Annotated in this window: 19 protein-coding genes and 1 tRNA gene; 2 read left to right on the top strand and 18 right to left on the bottom strand. The window is 59.0% G+C overall.

The genetic code is table 11. The features are described 5' to 3' along the window. Nucleotides 1-174: 174 nt before the first annotated feature. Both HU720_RS19365 and HU720_RS19360 read right to left on the bottom strand, forming a co-directional pair. The gene (locus HU720_RS19365; RefSeq protein ID WP_186521871.1) at nt 175-1,554 is read right to left on the bottom strand and encodes an ATP-binding protein; all 1,380 of its coding nucleotides are present in this window, start codon (nt 1,552-1,554) and stop codon (nt 175-177) included. A gap of 1 nt (nt 1,555) precedes the next feature. After that, a complete protein-coding gene (locus HU720_RS19360) occupies nt 1,556-2,275 on the bottom strand; it encodes a response regulator transcription factor (protein ID WP_186521869.1) in 720 nt (239 codons plus the stop codon). 156 nt (nt 2,276-2,431) lie between these two features. On the opposite strand from HU720_RS19360, the gene HU720_RS19355 reads away from it, so the two are divergent. Next, nucleotides 2,432-4,711 (top strand): TonB-dependent siderophore receptor, encoded by a 2,280-nt coding sequence (locus tag HU720_RS19355; protein ID WP_186521861.1) that lies wholly within the window; start codon nt 2,432-2,434, stop codon nt 4,709-4,711. 291 nt (nt 4,712-5,002) lie between these two features. Here the strand turns inward: HU720_RS19355 and HU720_RS19350 are convergent, their stop codons facing one another. The 16 genes from HU720_RS19350 to HU720_RS19275 all read right to left on the bottom strand — a co-directional run bounded on the left by HU720_RS19350 (nt 5,003) and on the right by HU720_RS19275 (nt 20,241). Continuing rightward, a complete protein-coding gene (locus HU720_RS19350) occupies nt 5,003-5,803 on the bottom strand; it encodes a suppressor of fused domain protein (RefSeq protein ID WP_186521860.1) in 801 nt (266 codons plus the stop codon). 57 nt (nt 5,804-5,860) lie between these two features. Continuing rightward, complete coding sequence (locus HU720_RS19345; RefSeq protein ID WP_186521858.1) at nt 5,861-6,076, bottom strand: DUF3079 domain-containing protein; 216 nt, start codon at nt 6,074-6,076, stop codon at nt 5,861-5,863. 79 nt (nt 6,077-6,155) lie between these two features. After that, nucleotides 6,156-7,298, bottom strand: a complete 1,143-nt coding sequence (gene nirK / locus HU720_RS19340) for a copper-containing nitrite reductase (protein WP_186521856.1) — start codon at nt 7,296-7,298, stop codon at nt 6,156-6,158. A 200-nt stretch (nt 7,299-7,498) separates the two neighbouring features. Further along, nucleotides 7,499-7,744, bottom strand: a complete 246-nt coding sequence (locus tag HU720_RS19335; protein WP_186521854.1) for a type II toxin-antitoxin system RelB/DinJ family antitoxin — start codon at nt 7,742-7,744, stop codon at nt 7,499-7,501. A 568-nt stretch (nt 7,745-8,312) separates the two neighbouring features. Then, on the bottom strand, nt 8,313-8,786 hold the full coding sequence (locus tag HU720_RS19330; RefSeq protein ID WP_186521853.1) for a hypothetical protein: 474 nt from the start codon (nt 8,784-8,786) through the stop codon (nt 8,313-8,315). Between the two features lie 202 nt (nt 8,787-8,988). Next, on the bottom strand, nt 8,989-9,873 hold the full coding sequence (locus HU720_RS19325) for a DUF4231 domain-containing protein (RefSeq protein WP_186521852.1): 885 nt from the start codon (nt 9,871-9,873) through the stop codon (nt 8,989-8,991). After that, the gene (locus HU720_RS19320; RefSeq protein WP_186521851.1) at nt 9,870-11,216 is read right to left on the bottom strand and encodes a hypothetical protein; all 1,347 of its coding nucleotides are present in this window, start codon (nt 11,214-11,216) and stop codon (nt 9,870-9,872) included. Before HU720_RS19320 ends, HU720_RS19325 begins: the two co-directional genes overlap by 4 nt. Nucleotides 11,217-11,273: 57 nt before the next feature. Beyond that, nucleotides 11,274-12,455: a TIR domain-containing protein gene (locus HU720_RS19315; protein WP_186521850.1), complete on the bottom strand. Its 1,182-nt coding sequence runs from the start codon at nt 12,453-12,455 to the stop codon at nt 11,274-11,276. A gap of 915 nt (nt 12,456-13,370) precedes the next feature. Beyond that, entirely contained in the window at nt 13,371-14,690 is a 1,320-nt protein-coding gene (locus tag HU720_RS19310; RefSeq protein ID WP_186521849.1) for an integrase arm-type DNA-binding domain-containing protein, read from the bottom strand. 163 nt (nt 14,691-14,853) lie between these two features. Then, nucleotides 14,854-14,929, bottom strand: a tRNA-Thr gene (locus tag HU720_RS19305). 97 nt (nt 14,930-15,026) lie between these two features. Beyond that, entirely contained in the window at nt 15,027-15,275 is a 249-nt protein-coding gene (locus HU720_RS19300) for a hypothetical protein (protein ID WP_186521848.1), read from the bottom strand. Between the two features lie 573 nt (nt 15,276-15,848). Then, the gene (locus HU720_RS19295; protein ID WP_186521846.1) at nt 15,849-17,063 is read right to left on the bottom strand and encodes a methyltransferase; all 1,215 of its coding nucleotides are present in this window, start codon (nt 17,061-17,063) and stop codon (nt 15,849-15,851) included. A gap of 202 nt (nt 17,064-17,265) precedes the next feature. After that, nucleotides 17,266-17,955, bottom strand: coding sequence for an ABC transporter permease (locus HU720_RS19290; RefSeq protein ID WP_186521844.1), 690 nt, complete (start codon nt 17,953-17,955; stop codon nt 17,266-17,268). After that, entirely contained in the window at nt 17,956-18,648 is a 693-nt protein-coding gene (locus tag HU720_RS19285; protein WP_186521842.1) for an ABC transporter permease, read from the bottom strand. A gap of 55 nt (nt 18,649-18,703) precedes the next feature. Continuing rightward, the gene (locus tag HU720_RS19280; protein ID WP_186521840.1) at nt 18,704-19,456 is read right to left on the bottom strand and encodes an ABC transporter substrate-binding protein; all 753 of its coding nucleotides are present in this window, start codon (nt 19,454-19,456) and stop codon (nt 18,704-18,706) included. 11 nt (nt 19,457-19,467) lie between these two features. Continuing rightward, nucleotides 19,468-20,241, bottom strand: coding sequence for an ABC transporter ATP-binding protein (locus HU720_RS19275; RefSeq protein ID WP_186521838.1), 774 nt, complete (start codon nt 20,239-20,241; stop codon nt 19,468-19,470). Nucleotides 20,242-20,976: 735 nt separating this feature from the next. Here HU720_RS19275 and gabP point away from each other — a divergent pair. Next, nucleotides 20,977-22,362 (top strand): GABA permease, encoded by a 1,386-nt coding sequence (gene gabP, locus HU720_RS19270; RefSeq protein WP_186521836.1) that lies wholly within the window; start codon nt 20,977-20,979, stop codon nt 22,360-22,362. Nucleotides 22,363-22,522: the final 160 nt, after the last annotated feature.

Genomic DNA, 22,522 nt, shown 5'->3' with positions numbered 1-22,522 from the left:
GGGCTGCGCAGCAGCCCTGAAAACCCCAGGGGCTGCTGCGCAGCCCAACGCGGGACAAGCCCGCTCGCCACGACTCTCTATCATTTCCTGCAGGATTGGGTCCAACCAGCAATGTTGCGGTTGAGCACGGCCTGCGTGGGAGCTGGCGCCAGCCTGCGATGAGGCCACCACCAGTTATCTGCCACACGAATCGGGCAACAACACGCTCACCCTCAGCCCGCCACCCTCACGGTTGGCCAGCAACAACTCCCCGCCGTGGCTCGCCGTAATGCGCTGAGCAATGCTCAACCCAAGCCCATACCCACCAGAGGTGTGGTTGCGCGAACCCTCACCCCGCACAAACGGGTCGGTCACCGTGGCTAGCAGGGCAGGGTCGATACCCGGCCCCCGGTCATCCACATGGATGCCCACCCCGCCTGGCGTACGCTCAAGGCTCACCGACACCTCACGGCCATAACGCAGCGCATTGACCAGCAAATTCTGCAAGCAACGCTGCAACAGCAAGGCATCGACCCGCACCTTGCCCGCCTGGCCCTGCACCGGCAGCGGCTCTTCGGCGCTGGCAAGGTCGGCGCACTGGCGGGCGACCAGGCGGTCGACGTCCACCAACTGCAGGTTCTGCTGCTCGCCCGTGCGCAGGTAGTCCAGCACCTGGCCGATCATGCCGTCCATCTGCACGATGTTCTGGCGCAGGCGCTCCTTGTGTTCGCCGTCCTCCAGCCGCTCCAGGCGCAGGCGCATGCGTGTCAGCGGGGTGCGCAGGTCGTGGGAGACCGCCGCGAGGAAGTAGGCCTTGTCGTTGACCATGGCAATCAGCCGCTGCTGCATCGCGTTGAACGCCTGGGCGGCCTGGCGCACCTCCTCCGGGCCGTCCAGCGGTAGCGGTGCCTGCTCCAGGTTGCGGCCCAGGCCACGGGCCGCTTCAGCCAGGCGGCGTACCGGGCGCAGGCACAGGCGGACCGCCACCAGGCACACCAGCAGCACGGCGACGATTCGCAAGGCATACACCCGCAGCAGGTAATCGCTGATCAGCACCCAGGCCGACTCGCCGCTCCAGCCTTGCAGCTCCTGGCCATCGACGGTCAGCCAGTGGCCATCGGGCAGCGGCACGGCAAACTGGATATGCGCCTGCGCCGTGCGCAGGCCGAACAGGCTGCGCCAGATGATCGGCTGGCCCAGCTCATCGGTCAGTTGCACCTTGAGCAGCCGCACCTGAGGGTCGCCGCCCAGTTCGTAGGCCAACGCCTGGTGCAGCAGCAGCTCGACACGACGCCGGCCACGGCGCTCGTCTGCATCGACCGCTGGCAGCGACTCTGCGCAGCGCACTTGGTAATGGCGCGGCACCTGCAAGCGGCCGGCATGGCACTGCGCCTGGGCGATCAGCGGGGCGCTGCGCGCCGCCATCAGCCGCACCGGCGCCTCCAGCACCTGGGCAAAACGCACATCGAACCAGATGCTGCTCGACATCAACTGAATCACCAAGGTGCCGCTGACCATGATCAGCAGCAGTTGGCCGAACAACGTGCGTGGCCACAGCTTGCGCAGCAGGCGCACCTCAGGCGCCTGACGCTGCGCGGCTCAGGCTCAGCAGGTAGCCCTCGTTACGAATGGTGAGAATTTGCGCGGCATCGCCCGGCGCGCGGCGTAGTTGCTGGCGCAGGCGGCTGATGCACATGTCTACCGAGCGGTCGTCGGGCAAATGATCACGGCCAAACGCGCTGCGCGTGAGGTGATCACGCGAGAGCACGCGGTTGTTGGCCTCCAGCAGCTCGCGCAGCACCCGGTAGTCGGAGCGCGGCAGGGTCAGCGCCTGGCCATCGGGCAGGGTCAGCAGGCGCTTGACGTGGTCGAGACGAAAGCCTGCAAACACCTGGGCTTCGCGCTCGCTCTCATCGGCCTGGCTGTCCAGGCGCTGGGGGCGGCGCAGCACGGCCTTGATCCGCGCCACCAGTTCGCGCGGCTCGAACGGCTTGGCCACATAGTCATCGGCGCCCACCTCCAGGCCAATGATGCGGTCCAGCGTGCTGCCCTTGGCCGACAGCATCACCACCGCCAACCCCGGCTGCGCCTGCAACTGGCGGCACAGGCTGAGGCCGTCTTCGCCGGGCAGCATCAGGTCGAGCACCACCAGGTCGACCTTGTTGCGCGCGAGCTGCTCACGCATCTGTGCGCCATCGGCTGCGGCCAAGGTCTGGTAGCCGGCATCGCTGAGGTAATCGCACAGAAGTTCGCGGATCTCGTCGTCATCGTCGACGACCAACAGGGTAATGCTCATCTTTGGGTGTACCTGTGAAGAGGGGCGCTGGTGCCCATTACGTTCGATTACATCCCCGTACAAGCCGGACATGGAGCGCCGAAGGCGGATGCCTAGAATCGTAACAAAAAATCATCTGCGAATACGAAACCTTCCCAAATGGTAGCCCAGCGCATCATGAACGACGCAACCCCCATGCTCCGAGGCGTCAGCCGCCTCACCCCGCTTGCTCTCTTCGTCGCCTTCGGGTTTTCCGCTACCGCCATCGCCGCCGATGGCCAGCCATTGGAACTGGACGCCACCAACATCGACAGCAGTGCGCTGCCGGTGGCCGATGATACAGGACAGATCGGCTACACCGTCGAAAGCACCCGCAGCTCCACCGGCCTCAAGCTGACCCCGCGCCAGACCCCACAGTCGGTCACCACCATCACCCGCGAACAGATGGATGACCGCGGCGTGCGCAGCATCGAGCAAGCGCTGGAAACCACGCCCGGCGTGAGCGTGAGCAAGAGCGAAGTGGGCGGGCGCACGGATTTCCGCGCCCGTGGTTATTCGGTGAGCAACTGGAAGATCGACGGCCTGCAGTTCCCCGGTGGCTCGGACTTCAGCAACGGCGGCAGCGCGCTGAACATGGACCTGTACGAGCGCATCGACATCGTGCGCGGCGCCAACGGCCTGCTGGGCGGCACCGGCGACCCCTCGGCCACGGTCAACCTGATCCGCAAGGCGCCCACCCGCACCTTCGGCGGCAGTGCCTACGCCACCTACGGCAGCTGGGACAAGCGCCGCCTGGGCGCCGACCTGAACCTGCCGCTGTCTGAAGATGGCCGCCTGCGTTCGCGCTTCGTGATGACCCAGCAGGACGCCAACTCGTTCCGCGACAACCAGTCCGAGCGCTCCCGCGCAGCCCTAGCCAATTTCGAGTTCGACCTTGACGACGCCACCACCCTGGGCGCCGGCTACCAATACGAATACAGCAAGGTGATCGGCGCCGGCTGGGGTGCCAACATCCCCATCTGGTACGCCGACGGCAGCAAGACCAACCTGCCGCGCAGCACCAACGTGGCGCCAAGCTGGAGCTTTGGTGAAACCGTCACGCGTACCACCTTCGGCTCGCTGGCGCACCAGTTCGACAACGACTGGAGCCTGGACCTGAAGCTGGCCCAGAGCGAAACCGAAGCGCTCAACCACCGCGGCCTGGCCAAGGTCAACTCCACCAGTGGCGGCAACTATGGCGGCTACTGGAACCCCGACGGCAGCGGCGCGGTGCTCAACGGCCTGCACAGCTCGACCGACACCACCCAGCAATCGGCGCAGATCGACCTGTCGGGGCCGTTCGCCCTGTTTGGCCGCACCCATCAGGCGATGGTCGGCTACAACGACAGCCGCAGCGTGGCCTGGTCGCCAGAATACAACTGCACCATGGTCGGCGACGGCATCACCCGCCCCGGCGCCCGTGGCTGCCAGTTCCGCGCCAACAACGGCTTGCCGATCAGCGACTGGCAGAACGGCGTGGACGACGACTACCGCCTGCTGGCCTCGCGCACCGGCCGCCACACCAAGACCACCACCCGCCTGCAAGGCATGTACGCCGCCACCCGCCTGAGCATTACCGACCCGCTGTCGGTGATCGTCGGCGCGCGCGTGACGGACTATTCGGCCACCACCCTGGCGTTGACCGGTGCCCGCAGCAACCAGCAGAACAACGGCATCGTCACCCCTTACCTGGGCGCGGTGTACGACCTCAACGACACCTACTCGCTGTACGCCAGCTACACCGACATCTTCAACCCACAGACCCAGGAAACCAGCAGCGGCAGCAAGGTTGCGCCGATCCGTGGCAAGAGCTACGAAAGCGGTATCAAGGGTGCGTGGTTCGATGGCCGGTTGAATGCATCGGCGGCGTACTTCCTGACCCAACAGGACGGCAAGGCGGTGCGTGATGGCAGCGCGTCCACCCCAACCGGCGCCGACGCCTACAAGGCTGGTACTGGCCAGGAAACCGACGGCATCGACCTGGAAGTGGCCGGCGCGCTGACGCCTAACTGGAATGTTTACGCCGGCTACACTTACCTGCACTTCCGCCGTGTCGACGCCGATGGCCGCAGCGACCCGTCGCATTTGTTCAAGGCCTCGACGACTTATCGTTTGTCCGGCCCGCTCGATCGCCTGACCGTGGGCACGGGTGTGACGGCGCAAAGCAACATCCGCGCGCTGTCCAGCCCAGCCGGGCAGCCGACCAATGGCGTCAGCCGTAGCGCCAGTGATGTGAACTGGTCGGGGTATGCCATCTGGAATGCCATGGCCAAGTACCAGCTGACCGACGACACCACGGTGAGCCTCAACGCCAACAACCTGTTCGACAAGCACTACTACACCCGTTACGGGTTCTACGCCGGGGCGATTTATGGCGACCCGCGTAACCTTGAGGTGACGTTGAGCACGACGTTCTGAGTGAAACCGCCGGGGCCGCTTTGCGGCCCTTTCGCGGCACAAGGCCGCTCCTACACGGACCGCGCCAGACGCGATGGTTTTGTACAACCCTGCCCTGGCCTCATCGCAGGCTGCCGCCAGCTCCCACAAAAAACGCGCACAACCACGATATCGAGGCCTGACCCGGATTCCTGTGGGAGCTGGCGACAGCCTGCGATGAGGCCATGACAGGCCTGCACATGACTGTGCCCCCCAAAACTCGGCGTGGGAGCGGGCTTGCCCCGCGAACACCGGCGCAGCCGGTGCCATCCCTCACACCACGCTTTCGCGCCCAAGCCTGCTCACATGCCCATGCCCGGCTTCCTGCAGCCGCTGCACCAGATCCATCCGCGCCTGCCCCCCACCCGAGCGCACATAATCCAGCTCGGCTGCAGTGATCAACACCACCGGCACCAAGGCCACCGGCGATAGCGGCATATCGTCCAGCCGCGTCGCAAAGTCCGGCGCCGGCCCACCCACCAGCACCCCGACCGCATCGTCCGCACTAATGAAATGCGCCGGGACTTCCTCACCCATGCAAGGCGACTGGCTAACCCCAGGCAACTCCAGCGAAAGCACCCCATAGCGCTCCAACTGCGGCCCGATCCCACCCGCATCGGCCACTGTCGCCGCCACGGTACGCAACACATCGAACGCCCAGGTGCGCATGAACGGGCTGACATCACCCCGCGCGCCGCGCAGCGGCTCGGGGAAGTCCGGCGATTCAATGAACAGCTCCAGCTCGAAACCATTCCCGCCCCCATCGACATCATCGAACGGGTCGCTCATGCCGTCAGTCGCCAGCACAATGCCGCCAGCGCGGTGCACCACACGATAGGCCTGGCGGGTCGACGGCCAATGCGGGCCGCCCATCAGGCTTGGGCTGATCATATAGCCGAGCACATCCTGCTCGACCTCGCCCACGCTCTGCCAATGGCGGTCCAGGCGCGCACAACCCGCCTCACGGGCAGCCTGGTTGGCCGCTTCGGTGGGGCTCATTGGGGGTTCATCTGGCGCGGGCGCAGCGGCAGGTTCAGCGTGCTTCGAGCCGAACAGCTTCTTGAAAAAGTCCATGGGCGATCCTTGCTGAAAAACGGGCGACCGCCATGGTGCCGTCATTGCGCCGGGGGCTCAACCGCCGGGCTGTTGCACCGTGATGCGGTTGTCATCCAGCGCGGTTTCCTGCGCCTCGCCGAAGCTGTCCCAGTCTTCGCCGAACAGCTCGGCCGGGTGCATGGTGCGGCTCGACCCGTTGCCACAGGCCATGGCCTTGGCCGGGCAGTACAGGTCGCAGCCCCAGCAGATACGCTCGGGGTGGGCGGGGTTTTGCGGGAATTTCTTGGCCATGCGTGGTGCTCCCTGGCAGCCGATGCCTGTATTGAAGGTATGCCGCCCATGGCCAAGGCGCTTGATCGAGGTCAACCCATCAACGAATCGGGCCGGGCGCCTCGAGCTGGCTCATCAGCTCATCGTCCCATTGCCCCTGCACCTGAACATGCGCCGCCGCGCCCAGCATCACCGCTTCGATCAGGTTGTGGTTGAGGTAGGTGTAGAGCCCCGGCTGACGGAAGGTATACAACGCCGCCCCCGCCGCCCCCCCGGGGATGAACCACGTTTCGAGGTTGCGCTGCGGCGCATTGGCAAACTTGCCCGACGCCCACACATAATCGCCATGCCCGCCGATCAAGTGCGGCCGCGTGTCACGGTTAGCCTGGGAATGCACGATCAGCACCGTTTCGCCGACGTTCGCCGTCAACGCATGCTGGCCCGTCAGCGCCCCCACCGCACCGTTGAACACCACATGGGACGGCACCAGCCCCTTCATCAGTTGATGCATGTCGCCAAAGCTCGCCATCGGCGTCGGGTAGCGCTTGAACTTGCCCGCCGCATCACGCGGGATGTAGTAGTCCTGCTCGCCGATGTACCACACCTTGTCGTACTGCAGCGCACGCCCCGCATCATCCTTGAGCCCATCACGCGGCAGCACCATGATCGCGCCATTCATGCCACACACCACATGCCACGGGATCATCACCCCGCCCGGCGCACAGTGGTAAACGAACACCCCCGCCCGGTCCGCCTTGAAACGCAGCTTCACCTGCTGCCCCGGCTGCACATGGGTCAACTCCCCGCCGCCAAGGGCGCCGGTGGAGGCGTGAAAGTCGATGTTGTGCATCATGCTGTTGCTGGCCGGGTTTACCAGCGTCAGTTCCACCTGGTCCCCCTCATGCACCACCAGCAACGGCCCCGGCACCGAGCCGTTGAACGTCATGGCATGGATGTAGGCACCTTCGTTATCGACCGCCAGCTCCTTCTCCTCGATGACCATCCGAAACTCGACGATCCGCGGCTTCCCCGGCGCCCGCTGGGTGTGTGCATGCACTTGCGGCGGCGCGACCAGGTCTGCCTTGACCCGCTCCATCTGCGCAATATCGACGCTTGCCTGCTTGTTATCCGGCGCCGCAGCCCGTGCCAGCCCGCTGGCCATAACCGTGCTGCCGACGCCCAGCAACACGCCACCGGCAAGAATGCCGCGACGGGTTAGGGACAGGCCTGATTGCTCACTCATGCTGCATCTCCGAAAGTGACGGGAGTCGTCGTGCTTAGGGATAACCGCAATGAACGAAGGGTTTATTGAGGGAGGGCAAGGAGTGGGGTTGGGGGAGGGGGGGTGGGTCAGGGTTTTTGGATTTTGGGGTGGGTTGGGGGGGACGAGTTCGTGCCCTGCGGTGGGCAACCGTGAGCGTGAACAACGCGCGCGCATCAACCTCAGGTCCATAGGTCAACCAGTGAGACTTTCACGCGTTGGGGATTGGCGAGGCGCTTGCGGACAGTTGAGAGGAGCGCCTCGTCCTCGTCCGTCATCAGCACGCACTTGAAGGGCAACTGGCCGCGCTCAGCCACGTACTGCAACGCTTGGCGCATCAGCTCTGAGGGGGTGACGCCGAGCTTTTTCAGTTCTTTGTATGCGCGAGCTTTGAGGTCGTCGTCGATACGGATGTTGATGGATGCCATTTGAAGAGGGGTCGATGTAATGACGTTGGTCTTTACATTGCGTTGTCGGGGCCTAGTAATCAAGTATCAGTTCGTATTCCTGGCTGGGTCTATTTGGGAACAGGAATCGCATCGCATCGATTAGCCAACGTTTGGCATTCACGATCGCCCTGCTTTATTGAGCTGGGTCAACCCTCTAGCTCGCACGACCAACAGATGTGTGGCCATGTGCTAGCGTGTTTTAGGCCCACATTCACGATGCTTGCAGGAGTTCTCATGTTCACTGATATCAAGCCTGGTCCGAAGCCCAAGCGCGAAGACGGAAAAGACGACCGCAGACGCCACGTAAACCCGCCCAATGACAAGAAGCACCCGACTCTCCCCATCCACAAGCATAAGCCGGGTGACTGATCGGTCGGAAGCTTTTCGGCCCTCTACCATCTCGCATGGGGAGGGCATCTCAATTAAAAATGCAGGTTGCGTAAAGTAAACGATGGTGAGTCGGTACCCACCGCAAGGGGAGTGATCGCGCGGGCCGCTGGACGCTAACTGGCTGTACCTGACTACGCCGTCATAACCGGGACGTGTGTCACCAATTTCCGCTTCTGCTTTCGCGTGCGAGGTGGGCGATGGCGCGATAGTCATCAACGATGTCTTCCCGCACATCGTCGTGATAGTGCTCGTAAAAGCCTATATCGAATGACTCGACGCTAATCACCGAGTATCTGCTGTGCCATCCACCGGTTCGGGTTACCAGTAACGCTGGCAGCCCGGCATCGAATTGGTCAGCGGTAATATCGATGTTTTGCCCTTCGAGGCTCAGCCAGACGTGCCGATGTTCACTGTCCTCTTTAAGCTCGCCTGTCACCAGCTGTAGGTTAGTGCACTGGTGCTCCTCATGCAGAAACCATGCTAGAAGCAAGCTGGCGAACTCACAGCAGTTTGTGGGGAACATCGAAAATAAGCGGAAGGCGAACCAGGCCTTGGGGTAGCGCCGGAACGCCTTTGATAGCGCCAACGCTGAATGCTCTATGCCTGGTCTGAGGCGTGGGGGATTAGCCATATGCATTTCACCTCGCAGGTAAACCCAAAAGGCCATCCTTTCGGTGAGGATTCTCGCTCTATTATGGTACGGCATCAGGAGTCGAAGCTGCTTCTAATTGTTTGATAGTTATGACTTTTTCTGCGCAATGAAAATAATGCTATCTCTTTAACTATCCCGTGAACAATTCGGGGCATGGTCACTGCACGAAGTAAGCTGGAACTTAAATTTTTGTTGTATATCCACGTTTAGCCGCCCATTGAGTATGTTCACGTGAAAATAACGACTCTGCATCATTGACAAAAGCAGAAAGACTTTCTTGTTTGGAAATGTCATGAATGTCTGAGTGTAGAAGCTCGATTTCACTGTGAGTTAGTGAATAGGCTGCGGCAAGCTCGCTGTATTTTTTCGACTCGATCCAGCCAATGAGAGCTGTTGAAAGCGCAATAAGTAAGCCGGTAATTGGTAGTGTGGAACTAGTCTCAGTCTCTTGCCAAGCAGAGCAGGAAACTGCAAGTATATTACAGATAAGAAATGCTGAAAAAAAGACTTTAGACATCAAGGCGTTATGCTTTGCTTTTTCTGAATACCATTTAAGTTGGGTGTTGAGCCTGTTTTTGATGTAGGTGGTGAATTTGTCCGCCGCTATGTGTTCAGCATGACTGACGCTTGAGAGTAAAGGATCATTTTCGTCTAGATGGAATCTGCGCGAACCAATTAGGTTGTTACTTTCAAGGCATGCTGCCTCTAAACGCTCCCGTAGCAAAAGATGGTGCCCCGCACCAGAGTTATTAAAAGGGGCCGCATTCATTGTGTAGCGCCATACTAGACTTTTAACTGTTTCTGATAGGGATCTTGCGGCATACCACTTTTCTTCGAGTGAGAGTTTTTTTGTGATTATCGCCAGTAAGATACTTAGTGATAAAAGAATGGTCTTAGGATATATGCCGGTCAGCCACTCTATTTTAAAACTATCAACGCCTGCTGCTGTGACTAAAATAATTAGGTTAGCTATTAACAGGGCGCGGCTTGCCCTTTGGTATAAAAATGAGCTTTTACTGGCTTGCTTGTGAATGGCAGGGTATTGGGGATTAAATGCTATGCTCATTTTTTGTTGTCCAGCATCTTGGATCTTTTGTCGAGATCTTGCAGTTGCAGCTTTTCCATAGGGAGGCTCAGATAAGAAGAAATTTTTTGCTTATCTCGATACTCAACCGGGAACATGTATATGTGCTGGATCACAATTTCTTTCAATATTCGATCGCAGACTATATTGCCTTTGAATTCATTTGCCAATCGTTCGAGCGTCTCATGATCAACTTTTTTGTGGAAATCTAATTCAATCGCTTGGTTTATAAGTTTGATAGCCGGTGTTGGTGTTTCTGATTCGATGGCGCGGTAAATCTCTTCTGCTTCTACACAGCCTGTAGAACTAGCAATTTTTCTTACCACTGCATAGATGGCACTGTATGTAAAGAGAAGAAATGCGCCTCGTGCTTCCTTCTCAATTGCAAGATTAGTTTGGGATGGATTTTCTCGAATTTGCTGTGCAATTGTTTGTATTACCTCTTCTTTTGCGATGTCTGATATGTCTAGGAAGAATTGCAGGAATCTCAGTCCGCAATTGTATGACTCTTTTAGTAGAGTCGACAGTTCCGATTTGTTGAGAGATGCATGACGGTTTCGTACAATCTGCCCAATGAGTTCCGAACCTTTGAAAACCTTATTGATGTTTGCAAACAGACTATTACCATCGCGATCCTCAGGTTGAGGGCCTGTTATATCAATCTCGTTTTCTTGTTCAGCCTCTAATGAATGTTGATGCTTTTCCCGTTCTTCCTGGATTTTTCTTTCCTCAATCACCAATTTTGGAATTTCTTTTAGAAACTCTTCAAGGAATGCGGTGTCCTGAGCTTGTAATGTCGCCGGCCTGTGATCGCTGAATAACTGCATTAGGCACATTTCTATCTCATCTAGGATCCAGCTTTCCTTTGTATGATGAGTGATAAAAATTATGATGTTCGCGTAGTCTTCCCGATGCAGGCCTTCTAGAAGCTTCTTAATCTCTGTTTTTATAAGTTCGCTTTTGCTGAAAGAGTCAGCTATTTTTTTTGCTGCGAAGAAGTAGTATATGTATGGATATTTAAATGAAACTAGATTTTCCTTAGAGGATAAAATGTTACATTTATGGAGGTCTTCAGTCACTTTGGTGCGGTCGACGCTTAAATACTCTTGCGCGTAGCCATCATAAAACTCCGCTAGGGCGTTTGTCGTGAAGGCTTTTCCTTCATTCTTGTACTGAGCCCATGCGAGCTCAGTCATTACATTCATGTATTTATCTATTTCTTTTTGCTTAATGTCTATCCTTTCTAGCGCCTGATAAACTAAGCTTTGATAGCAGTGGCCATGTGATGTCATGTCCAGGCGTTGCGATGTATAAGCTTCAAGCATTTGAAGTATAGATAGAATAAAGATGGGCTTCGATGGGATGAGCTTCTTTCGTATAATTCAGTTTATTTTTGTAGTTATTTCGTCGCATTCTTTGTACATCTCTGCTTCATCCAGAGATTCCTCGACACCCAGTGAGACCCATCGCTCGATAAGTTTGGCGCGTTTGAAATTTCCGAAATCATTTATTTGGTAGATATCAAAAATTTCCAGCTCTTCGTGATCTGGCATTACGTATCTAAATGTGTCTTTAGCAAAAAATACTAACGTAGAGTATGTAGACTTCAAAGAGGAGACTAGCTGGTCGAAGTATTTCTTGTTTAGGCCGTGTAGATGTATATCGTCGATAATTATGGTGATGTTTTGTGCCAAAAACTCTTTGAGTTGGCCTGTAAGTGTGTACTGTTCGCCTAAGCGCTTCTCAATGAGTGCGCTGATGTTGGCAGAGCGCACCTCGCAGCCATTTATATAAACGGCTAGACGGCCCGATTCATAAATTTGACGGCATAGAAATTTTGCAAGAGAGGTTTTCCCCGCTTGCTCTTCCCCGACAACAATAGATAATTCTGAATCTTTAATTAAGCTGTTTGCGTTTATGCTTCTTCTGATTTTGCTGGTGAAATTCTTATTAACAACAAGAAGGTCAGGTGCTACGTATATTTTGCTGAGCTTAACCTTATCTACAACACGGTGCGCTAATGTAACTTCTGTATCGTCTAGCCAAAGCTCATGGGGTTCTGAGAAGTCGGGTTTTGTGTCAATCTTAGTCACTAATTCATTCATCGGCCTAGCCTCTGAGTATTCGGCGATTGCTGAACGTAAACCTTCGACTACATTTTTCCACGCTTCATCTTTATCTTGCCATTTGCTTACAGGTGTTCTATCTGTAGGTAATCCTTGCAGCTCTTCTATAATTGAGCCTTTTACATCTGTGACACGGATGTATACCGGAATTACTCTGGCGAGCTTTGACTTATGTCTCTCCAGTGCTGTACCCATCTCTTTGTCGTAGCAGTATTCGGAATAGATGAAATCAGGGCTAACCAACAGTAAAACAATATCTGCGGCCTCAAGGTTTTTATCGATTTCATTTCGCCATGAACTGCCTCCAGTAATTTTCCTATCTGTCCATGTAGATATTTCACCTTGTCGTTGCATATTGGTTAGATATTTTACAAGGTTATCGTGAAATTCTTGATCTTCATGGCTGTAGCTGATAAAGATTTTTACTGAAGGAGCCATTTTTTTCCTGTTTACAAAGCGGGTTTTATACTGTCAATGGCTCGAAAGGTTTTGAGTTTCCTAATAGAGCCTCTATGGCTTTAGTCTAATATTTGTAAGCTTGTTTTAGAGAACTTGCCTGCAGCAGTATGATATGGTGCGGAACGAAGCCTTCTGATTACGCTCAGTGCGGACTAAACGGTTCAGCAAGGCGTATTCGAAAAATTCAAGCATTCGGCAGGCTTGATAGAGCGCTTCTATGATCGCTGAAACTATTGTCATCACGACTACGCTATCCACTGCGAATCGATATGCCATTTTCTGCCCCATCCGGTGGGCTTAAAGGGAGTGCTGTCAGTATGACATTATCAGCGTGATAAAAAAAAGCACCGTGATTGATGACGGTTGGGCACTCAATCCCTCCTTGTCCCGTTTATGTCACGGAGGGTTGAGTGCAAAATCCGATCTAATGGAGCATGACTGCCGTGTTGAAGTAGCCTAGATCACATAGGAGAAATATGCCCCCACGTCATCCCGCCAAGAATGCTCAGTGTTATCAGGGATCAAGGCCCCTGCGACCTGTGGGGGATGTCCTCTAACGCGGGACTGGCGGCTCCTTACGTCCGGGAGCGAGGGCACCTAAGGTTCGGGCCACCTGGGGTGCTGTCATCGACAGCTCTTGCGACTCCCCGGTCTACGCTTGTGGACAATATTCGTCAAGCAGCGCGATATCAGGGATTTAGCGCCTGTGGATAAAACTATCCTCCGTGGACATCAGTGGTTTTCCACAGACGTACGCTGTGCCAGCAATTTTTCTTAATTATGGTCCTTTCAAACGGGGCGGTTTTGGAGCCCCGTTTGAAAGCACCCGCGCGGAGGAGCTTCATGGGGTGCTGTGGGTAACTTCACAGCGAGTTGAGGTGGTGGTGCGGCGGGTTACTCGGTCCTCTTGGCACTGCGAAGGCGCGTGACGTTCTCGCCCGTCTGCTTGGCAAACTCATGCGGCGTTACATGGTCCTCGCGGTTCGCCTCCAGAAACCGGCTCCACCAGGTCATGATCATCCGGCGTTCTTCGAGGAACTCGGCCTTGTGGGTATAAGCGGCGCGCACGTTGTTGCGTTCCTTGTGGCTCATCTGCCGTTCGATAGCCGTCTCCGACCATAGGCCAGACTCGACCAGCGCACTGCACGCCATGGCGCGGAACCCGTGGCCGCAGATATCCACCTTGGTGTCGTAGCCCATCGTCCTGAGCGCGGCATTCACTGTGTTCTCGGACATCGGCTTCCAAGGTTTGGCATCCCCCGCGAACACCAGGTCGAATTTGCCGGTGATCGCGTGGATCTGCTCAAGCAAAGCCACTGCTTGCGGCGATAAGGGTACAACGTGGATGTCCCCGGCCATCTTCGTACCCCTTGTGGAGAAGGGCACTCCGTCCAGCGCCGGGCGGGTGTCTGGGATCTCCCAAATTCCGCGCTTGAGGTCGAACTCATTCCAACGGGCGAAGCGCAGTTCGCTGGAGCGTACGAATACATGCAACGACAGCATCACCGTGAGGCGCGTGAGCGGGCGACCTCTGTAGTCCTCGATGCAAGCCAATAGTTCTGGGAGTCGCGATAGGGGTAGTGCGGGCCGGTGAGTTACCCGTGGTGTCTTGATCGAGCCATCGAGGTCGTGAGCCGGGTTCGCTGTGATCAGTCGCAGTCGTTTGGCCTCGCGCATGATGCTTTGCAGGTAGTTCTTGATCCTGAGCGCCACGTCGATGGTGCCGCGCTTCGTCACGGCTTCCAGTGGCTGCATGAGGTCGTGGGTGTCCAGCTCAACGATTGCCCTGGCACCAAGCAAAGGGAATACGTGAGTCTTCAATCGGCTGAGCACAGTCTTGGCGTGGCCGGGCGCCCACTTCGGCACCATGCTCGCATACCAGTCGAGCGCAACGCTTTCGAAGGTGCGGCCGTTGATCACGGCCTGGGTCTTGGTTTGTTGCTTGTACTGGATGGGATCTATGCCGTTGGCGAGCTGCTGCTTGATCTCGAAGCGCTTGCGGCGTGCGTCGCCCAGCCCGACCACCGGATAGCTGCCAAGAGCGGTCAGGCCTTCGCGGCCATCGGGTTTCACGTACCTGAGTCGCCAGCCTTTGCGGCCGTTGGGTTGCACAAGCAGGTAAAGACCGTCGCCGTCGAAGAGCTTGTACTCGCGCTCTCTGGGCTTTGCCGTGCGACAGGCGGTGTCGGTAAGCGGGGCAGTGGTGCGGGCCATAAGGGTAGTCTCCGATATCGAAACGGACCTCTATCCTTAAAACTACCCTTATTAGCGCTGGCTACCCCCGGAATCCGACGGAACGCTAAAACGAAAAAACCCGCCAAAAGGCGGGTTTTCCGGGGGTTCCAGAGATTTTGAAAGCTTTCTATGGAACCTTGAATGGTGCCGGCACCAGGAATCGAACCCGGGACCTACTGATTACAAGTCAGTTGCTCTACCATCTGAGCTATACCGGCACAGGGGCGTCATTATAGCGATGGATTCACCCGTGTAAACCCCATCGTGCAAACAATCCACTTCGCCCTAAGTCACCGAGGCAAAAGGAGAAAATTCCTACCAGCCGCGGTGGATGGTGTTGATGCCTGGTTCGGATTTGCCAGGGTTGAAAAACAGCTTGTCATTGTCGCAGCCACGCTTGCGGCAGGGGCTGTCGGCGTGCAGCGGCAGGCCGCGGTCGCCGCCCAGTTGCATGCCGGGGGTGTTCCAGTCCAGGGACGCTGGCTTGGCGGGCGGGGCGCTACTGGCGCAGCCGGTCAGGGCCAGGGCGAGGGTCAGCAAGGCGAAAGGCTTGGCGTTGTTCACGATGTTCGAATCCGTTCCAGGGTCTGTATTCAAATACGCGGTTTTTTGCCGCGGGCCTGAAGCACTGCTTGGCCGGGGGCGCGATTTTAACTGTCGGTGCCGGGCTAACGGTAGCGCGGCACGCGCCTGCTGTGACGGGTTTCCCGTTTCCATTGCTGGCCAGCAGGCGGCTGCCGTTCACGGTCCTTCCAACACGCATTGGGCGCGCTGTGGGGGATCGTCTGGGCAGGGGGCGGCGATAATACACCGTTCGCTGCGCCGTGGCTGCAGTTTTGGTAGTGGCCTAATGATATGCATTGTTTCGGAAAGCTGCCAGGCGGTGCGTGATTCTGGCGGTTTTGCTGCTTGCTGGGCGGGGGTTGGCGTGGCGGGTCGGAAAGCTTATGCACAATTGGCATCGGCGTTGTGCGCGAAAGGCATGCCGGGTGGGCGTACCACCGGTCTTTGCGCAAAGGCCTGTTTTTGCTGGTTTTAAAGGGTGTGGCGGAATAAGCACCGGGCTTTAAATAGCGACTGGGTCCAACGTGTGACGATTTTCATCACAAGCTTGTTCACAGACTTATCCACAGGTTTTCAAGCGCCCTGCGACCCTGTGTCGCGTTCGGCCAGCAACATCAGGTTGCGCGGAGTCAGCGGGTAATCACAGAAAAGTCCTACGTGCACGGCGTAGCCGTTTTGCTGCATGAACAGTGCGCGGTCGAGCACCAGCCACAGTTCCAGGGGGCGGCGGAACAGGTTGCGGACGCGCTCCAGGTTGCGGACTTCGGCCAGGCGTTGCCAGCCGGCGGCTTCCAGAGCTTGCCAGTCGGGGGGGCCGTGCAGTTCGACCTGGCGTAGTTCGGCAAGGTCGCGGCAATAGTGTTCGAAGGGTTTTTCCAGCCAGCTGACGGGCAGCGATGGGGTGGGCAGGTAGCTGTCGCTGCCGCGTTGCTGGCGTTGCAGCAGGTCGAAGCCCAGGCGCCGGGCCATCGAGGTGTCGCGCTGGCGGCGGGCGCGGGCGCCGGAGGTGACGGTTTCGCTCAGCGGCAGGCCGAGGTCGTCTTTGCTCAGGCGCAGGCTGGATGCCTGGGCGGCGCTGGACAGCGGCTGGTAGCTGTCGCCGGCGATGCGGTTGTAGCAGCAGGGCGCGATGGCCAGTTGGCGGCAGCCGCGCTGGCTGGCCAGTTGCAGCAGGCGCACGTGCAGGTCGCCGCAGGCGTGCAGGGCGACTGCGCTGGTGTGCTGGCCCAGGTGGTCGGCGCTGCTTGCGGCCATCACGTCTTGCTGAATATGGGTGGCGGGCACGTGGTGATGGTCGCTCAGGGCCTGGCCGGCTTGGACCAGCTCGGGGTCGTATTCCAGGCAGGTCAGGTGCTGGCTGGGCTGTAGCAGGCGGCGGCCGAGGTGGCCTTTGCCGGAGCACCAGTCCAGCCAGTGCTGGGCGGGGTGGGCGAAGGCCAGGCGGCGGCTGAAGGCTTCGATCTGTTGCCATTTGCGGCCGGGGACGTTGACGTCCAGGCGATGGTTGGCGGGGTGCAGACCGGCGTCGGGGAGTTCGCTGACGTGGGATAGCTGCTCGGCTTGGGCGGCCAGTTGGGCGAAGGGGGTGGGGGCGCCTGTTGGGTCTGCGGCTTCGGCTTGTTGCAGGGTGCGTTGGCGTAGCCAGGTGGACAGCTCTGAGTGTTCGGCTTCCCACGGGAGGCTTAGGGCAGTGAAAGGGCGTGGGCGCCAGAGGTGCTGGTGGGCGCAGAGGAACTGGTCCAGGGCTTGGAAGCGGGGGAGCAGGTCTTGGGTTTGGAGGTGGGGCATGGGGCGCCGTGGGGTGTGAGGTTGGGTAGTGCAGGTTTGAACGCATCGCGGGGCAAGCCCGCTCCCACGCTGCCCAGTTCTCTGCGTGACAGCGCAGCCCGGAAGGGCTGGGTGATCTCCCACAAAGCCCGCGTCTGGCATCACTATAGTGGCTGGGCGCAGGCTTTGTAGGGCGCCCTTTGACGGGCGCTGGGTTCAGGCCTCAGCGGCCTTGGCTGGCGTCTACTCGCAGCCAGCGTTCGAGCAGCTTGAAGGCTTGCACCAGCACGAACGAGATCAGCAGGTAGAACACCCCGGCGGCAAAGAAGATCTCCACCGGCAGGTAGGTGCGGGCGATGATGGTGCGGGCCATGCCGGTCAGCTCCAGCAGCGTCACGGTGCTGGCCAGGGCGCTGGCCTTGAGCATCAGGATCACTTCGTTGCTGTAGGCCGGCAGGCCGATGCGCGCCGCGCGCGGCAGCATGATGTAGATCAGCGCCTTGGTACGGGACATGCCCAGCGCCCGCGCCGCCTCGATTTCACCCTGGGGGATCGCCTGCAGGGCGCCGCGCAGAATCTCGGCGATATACGCGGCGGTGTGCAGGGTCATGGTCAGCACGGTGCACCAGAACGGGTCGCGCAGGTACGGCCACAGCGAGCTTGCGCGCACCGCGTCGAACTGGGCCAGGCCGTAGTAGACCAGGAACAGCTGCACCAGCAGCGGCGTGCCGCGGAAGAAGAAGATGTAGCTGAACGGCAGCGCGCGCACGTACCAGCGCCGCGACGAACGGGCGATGCCCAGCGGGATGGCGATGATCAGCCCGGCAACGACGGCAATGGCGACCAGCTCCAGCGTCAGGGTCGCGCCCTGGGCCAGGCGTGGCAGCCACTTGATGATGACTTCCCAATTCATTTATTCGGCCCTCACGAAGCCGCGAGCGGCGCGCTTTTCCAGCAAGTGCATGCCAGTCATGGCGATCACGGTCAGGGCCAGGTAGATACAGGCGGCCACTGCATAGAACGTGAACGGCGCCTTGGTGACGGTCACGCCGATTTGCGCGTGGCGCATGATTTCTTCAAGGCCGATCACCGACACCAGCGCGGTGTCCTTCATCAGGATCATGAACAGGTTGCCCAGGCCCGGCAGGGCCATGCGCCACATCTGCGGCAGGATGATCCGTGACAGGATGCGGCCTTTGGACAGGCCCAGGGCCAGGCCCGCTTCACGGTGGCCCTTGGGGATGGCCAGGATCGCGCCACGGAACACTTCGGTGGCGTAGGCGCCGAAGCACAACCCCAGGGCGATCACCCCGGCGGCAAAGGCGCTGAGTTCAAGGCCAGGCATGTTCAGGGCATCGCCCAGGCTGCTCATCAGCCCGACGGTGCCGAAATAGATGAGCAGCACCCAAAGCAGTTCGGGTACGCCGCGCACCAATGTCGAATACGTGCCGCCAAGCCAGCGTAGCGGCTTGATCGGGGAGGTCTTGGCCAATGCGCCGAGCAGGCCCAGGGCCAGCCCCAGCAGCAAGGCGCAAAGCGCCAGTTTTACGGTCATCAGGGTGCCGGCCATCATGGCCGGACCGAATCCGTGCAGGTCGATATTCATGGGCTGCTGTGTTCAAGGGACCGGCACCGCGCAAGGCGGTACCGGTCGAGGTGAATCATTCGATGCTGAACGGGAAGTACTTGTCGTTGATCTTCTTGTACGTGCCGTCGGCCTTGATTTCGGCCAGGGCCTTGTTCAGTTCGTCGCGCAGCTTGGTGTCACCCTTGCGCACGGCGATGCCGATCTTGTCGCTGTCCAGCACAGGCTCGCCTTTGAACTCGAAGTTCATGCCGTCCTTGCTCTTGAGCCACTCGTACTGCACGTACTTGTCGGCCAGGATGCCGTCGATGCGGCCGGAGACCAGGTCGAGGTAGGCGTTTTCCTGAGTGTCGTACAGCTTCACTTCGACATCAGGGTAGTTGTCTTCAAGGTAGGTACCGGCCAGGGTGGCGCGCTGGGTGCCGATGACCTTGCCCTTGAGCCACGCTTTGTCGGTTTTGAAGTCGACGTTTTTCGGGGCGATGAACTGCAGCTTGTTGGAGTAGTAGGGGTCGGTGAACTCGACGGCCTGCTTGCGCTCGTCGGTGATCGACAGCGACGACACCAGGAAGTCGAACTTCTTGGCGTTCAGGGCCGGGATGATGCCGTCCCAGTCAGAGGTGACCACCGAGCATTCGACTTTCATCTTGGCGCACAGGGCGTCGCCGATGTCCTTGTCGAAGCCGACGACCTGGCCGCTGGCATCCTTGTTGTTGAACGGTGGGTAGGCGGCTTCGATACCCATGCGCAGTTTTTCTGCGGCCATGGCGTTGGCCGACATCACCAGCGTGGCAGCAGCTGCCAGGAGAAACTTCTTGTAAGTCTGCATGTATTGCTCCGTTAGCGGTGGCTGGACATGAATTGCTTGCAACGCGCCGAGGTCGGGTTTTCGAACACCTGTTGCGGCGATCCCTGCTCTTCGACCAGGCCCTGGTGCAGAAACACCACTTCACTGGACACCTGGCGGGCGAAGTTCATCTCGTGGGTCACCAGCAGCATGGTCCGACCTTCGTCGGCGAGCGCGCGGATGACATTAAGCACTTCCTGGACCATTTCCGGGTCGAGCGCCGAAGTTGGCTCATCGAACAGGATTACCTTGGGTTTCATGGCCAGTGTACGGGCAATGGCGGCGCGTTGCTGCTGGCCACCGGAAAGCTGTGCGGGGTAGGCGTGGCGGCGTTCGAAAATGCCGACCTTGTTGAGCAGCGCTTCGGCATGCTCGATGGCCTCGGCCTTGCTCAGGCCAAGCACCCGGCGTGGCGCCTCGATGATGTTGTCGAGCACCGTCATGTGCGGCCACAGGTTGAAATTCTGGAAGACAAAGCCGATTTCGCTGCGCAGGCGGTTGATCTGGCGGTTGTCGGCGGCGATCAGGTCGCCGTTTTTCTGCGCCTTGAGCTTGAGGGCTTCACCGGCGACGAGGATCTCGCCTTGGTGCGGATGCTCCAGCAAGTTGATGCAGCGCAGCAGGGTGGACTTGCCCGAGCCGGACGAGCCGAGGATGGAGATCACGTCACCGTCGCGTGCGGTCAGCGAAATGCCCTTGAGAATTTCCTGCTCGCCGTAGCGTTTGTGCAGGTTGCGGATTTCAAGCGCGGGCGTGGCCTGGGCCATGTGCGGTCCTCATGTATTCGGGTGCGTTCCCAGCTGTTGGCGGCCTTCCTGGCGGACGCCAAGCTAGCATAGCGGCACAACGGCGGCCAACCAGGTCGCAAGGGGCTTCGGTAGTCGCTGGGGCAGTTTGTCGCATCGTTGCAGTGGACTGTCGCGAGGATGTCCGCAATAGCGTTTTGCCCAGCAGCGGAGCCTTGATGAAAAAAGGCGCGATGGTGCCAGTTTTGGCCGGAGCAGGGAAGCGCTTTTGGCTTATCCAGATGCGCCCCAGCGGCGCGTTCTCGCTGTAGGAGCGGCCTTGTGTCGCGAAAGGGCTGCGTAGCGGCCCCAAAAATCTTGGCGTCATCCAGGATAGCCGGGGCTGCTGCGCAGCCCTTTAGCGACACAAGGCCGCTCCTACAAAAAAACGTGTGATGCCCGTGCATAGGTTGTACCTCGGGTTGCACTCAAACGCATTGCCTTGGTGCGAAGGTGTTACCGAGGAGCACCTTTGGTGCGTTTGTAAGTGAGTATTTCAGTAATCCAGAGTTGGCATGGGGGTTGGCGATTATTCGGCCAGGGTTTGGCGCGATGCCTGCGAGCCCCCGGCAGCCGTGGCTGTAAGGGGTTTCTGAATCGCCTGGATGATGAGTGGCGCAGTTATTGCCAGTAACCACAGGCCGAATGCGGCGGTGCCTACAGGCTCGCTTCGTTTTCCTTTCATTCGGGTAGTCCACTCCTTACAAAGGTAGTTTTATGAGCGGTAACAATTCCAATGACCTCGCTCAGGGGCTCAAACCACGGCATGTGACCATGCTGTCCATCGCAGGCGTGATCGGCGCCGGCTTGTTCGTCGGCTCCGGCCACGCCATCGCTGCCGCCGGCCCTGCTGTGCTGTTGGCCTATGCCGCCGCCGGTACCTTGGTGGTGCTGGTGATGCGCATGCTCGGCGAAATGGCGGTCGCCTCGCCTGACACCGGTTCGTTTTCCACCTATGCCGACCGCGCCATCGGGCGTTGGGCCGGCTTTACCATCGGCTGGCTGTACTGGTGGTTCTGGGTGCTGGTCATCCCGCTTGAGGCCAATGCCGCGGCGGCCATTCTGCATGCCTGGTTCCCGGCTGTAGACCTGTGGGCGTTCTCGCTGGTCATCACCCTGGTGCTGACGGTGACCAACCTGTTCAGCGTGAAGAACTACGGCGAGTTCGAGTTCTGGTTCGCCCTGCTCAAGGTGCTGGCGATCATCGGCTTCATCGTTGTCGGTTGCGCGGCCATGTTCGGCATGGTGCCGGGTAGCCAGGTGAGCGGTGTCAGCCACCTGTTCGATACCCAGGGCTTCATGCCCAACGGCCTGGGCGCGGTGCTGGCGGCCATGCTGACCACCATGTTCTCGTTCATGGGTACCGAAATCGTCACCATCGCTGCCGCCGAATCGAAGAACCCCGGCAAGCAGATCAGCAAGGCGACCAACTCGGTGATCTGGCGTATCTGCCTGTTCTACCTGGTGTCGATCTTCCTGGTGGTGGCCATGGTGCCGTGGAACGACCCGACGCTGGCCGAGAAGGGCTCCTACCAGACCGTGCTGAGCCTGATCGGCGTGCCGAATGCCAAGTTGATTGTCGATATCGTGGTGTTGATTGCCGTGACCAGCTGCCTGAACTCGGCGCTGTACACCTCGTCGCGCATGCTGTTCTCGCTGAGCAAGCGTGGTGATGCGCCGGCTGTGGCCCAGCGCACCACCAAGGCGGGCACCCCGCACTGGGCGGTGATGCTGTCGACTGCGGCGGCCTTCCTCACCGTGTTTGCCAACTTTGTGGCCCCGGCTGCGGTGTTCGAGTTCCTGCTGGCCAGCTCCGGCGCCATCGCGTTGCTGGTGTACCTGGTGATCGCGGTTTCGCAGCTGCGCATGCGTGCTCAGCGTGAGGCGCGTGGCGAGAAGATCTCGTTCAAGATGTGGCTGTTCCCTGGCCTGACCTGGGCGACCATTGCCTTCATCATTGCCGTGCTGGTGGTGATGGGGCTGCGTGAGGACCACCGGGCCGAGATCATTGCCACGGCGCTGTTGAGCATTGCGGTGGTGGCGACTGGGTTGCTGCTGCACCGCAAGCGCGGCGCTGCCGGGCGCGTTGCGCTGGATAGCTGATTGCGGGGCACGCTTGCTGCCATTGAAATGAAAAGGCCGCACCTGGTTAAGGGTGCGGCCTTTTTTGTGGGCCTTGCGGGCCCCATCGCAGGCTGTCGCCAGCTCCCACAGAAACTGTGCCTGCCAAGATATTGATGCTTGGCTCGGATCCCTGTGGGAG

The sequence above is a fragment of the Pseudomonas sp. SWRI51 genome (assembly GCF_014268825.1).
Classification (GTDB): Bacteria; Pseudomonadota; Gammaproteobacteria; order Pseudomonadales; family Pseudomonadaceae; genus Aquipseudomonas; species Aquipseudomonas farsensis.
This window is presented reverse-complemented; position numbering and strand designations above follow the sequence as displayed.

Coding starts and splice junctions, on each gene's coding strand:
- HU720_RS19355 (WP_186521861.1), top strand. CDS start 2,432: ATGAACGACGCAACCCCCATGCTCCGAGGCGTCAGCCGCCTCACCCCG.
- HU720_RS19290 (WP_186521844.1), bottom strand. CDS start 17,955: ATGAATTGGGAAGTCATCATCAAGTGGCTGCCACGCCTGGCCCAGGGC.
- HU720_RS19320 (WP_186521851.1), bottom strand. CDS start 11,216: ATGCTTGAAGCTTATACATCGCAACGCCTGGACATGACATCACATGGC.
- HU720_RS19280 (WP_186521840.1), bottom strand. CDS start 19,456: ATGCAGACTTACAAGAAGTTTCTCCTGGCAGCTGCTGCCACGCTGGTG.
- HU720_RS19275 (WP_186521838.1), bottom strand. CDS start 20,241: ATGGCCCAGGCCACGCCCGCGCTTGAAATCCGCAACCTGCACAAACGC.
- HU720_RS19360 (WP_186521869.1), bottom strand. CDS start 2,275: ATGAGCATTACCCTGTTGGTCGTCGACGATGACGACGAGATCCGCGAA.
- HU720_RS19345 (WP_186521858.1), bottom strand. CDS start 6,076: ATGGCCAAGAAATTCCCGCAAAACCCCGCCCACCCCGAGCGTATCTGC.
- HU720_RS19325 (WP_186521852.1), bottom strand. CDS start 9,873: ATGAGCATAGCATTTAATCCCCAATACCCTGCCATTCACAAGCAAGCC.
- HU720_RS19310 (WP_186521849.1), bottom strand. CDS start 14,690: ATGGCCCGCACCACTGCCCCGCTTACCGACACCGCCTGTCGCACGGCA.
- HU720_RS19330 (WP_186521853.1), bottom strand. CDS start 8,786: ATGGCTAATCCCCCACGCCTCAGACCAGGCATAGAGCATTCAGCGTTG.
- HU720_RS19295 (WP_186521846.1), bottom strand. CDS start 17,063: ATGCCCCACCTCCAAACCCAAGACCTGCTCCCCCGCTTCCAAGCCCTG.
- HU720_RS19335 (WP_186521854.1), bottom strand. CDS start 7,744: ATGGCATCCATCAACATCCGTATCGACGACGACCTCAAAGCTCGCGCA.
- nirK (WP_186521856.1), bottom strand. CDS start 7,298: ATGAGTGAGCAATCAGGCCTGTCCCTAACCCGTCGCGGCATTCTTGCC.
- HU720_RS19315 (WP_186521850.1), bottom strand. CDS start 12,455: ATGGCTCCTTCAGTAAAAATCTTTATCAGCTACAGCCATGAAGATCAA.
- HU720_RS19285 (WP_186521842.1), bottom strand. CDS start 18,648: ATGAATATCGACCTGCACGGATTCGGTCCGGCCATGATGGCCGGCACC.
- gabP (WP_186521836.1), top strand. CDS start 20,977: ATGAGCGGTAACAATTCCAATGACCTCGCTCAGGGGCTCAAACCACGG.
- HU720_RS19350 (WP_186521860.1), bottom strand. CDS start 5,803: ATGGACTTTTTCAAGAAGCTGTTCGGCTCGAAGCACGCTGAACCTGCC.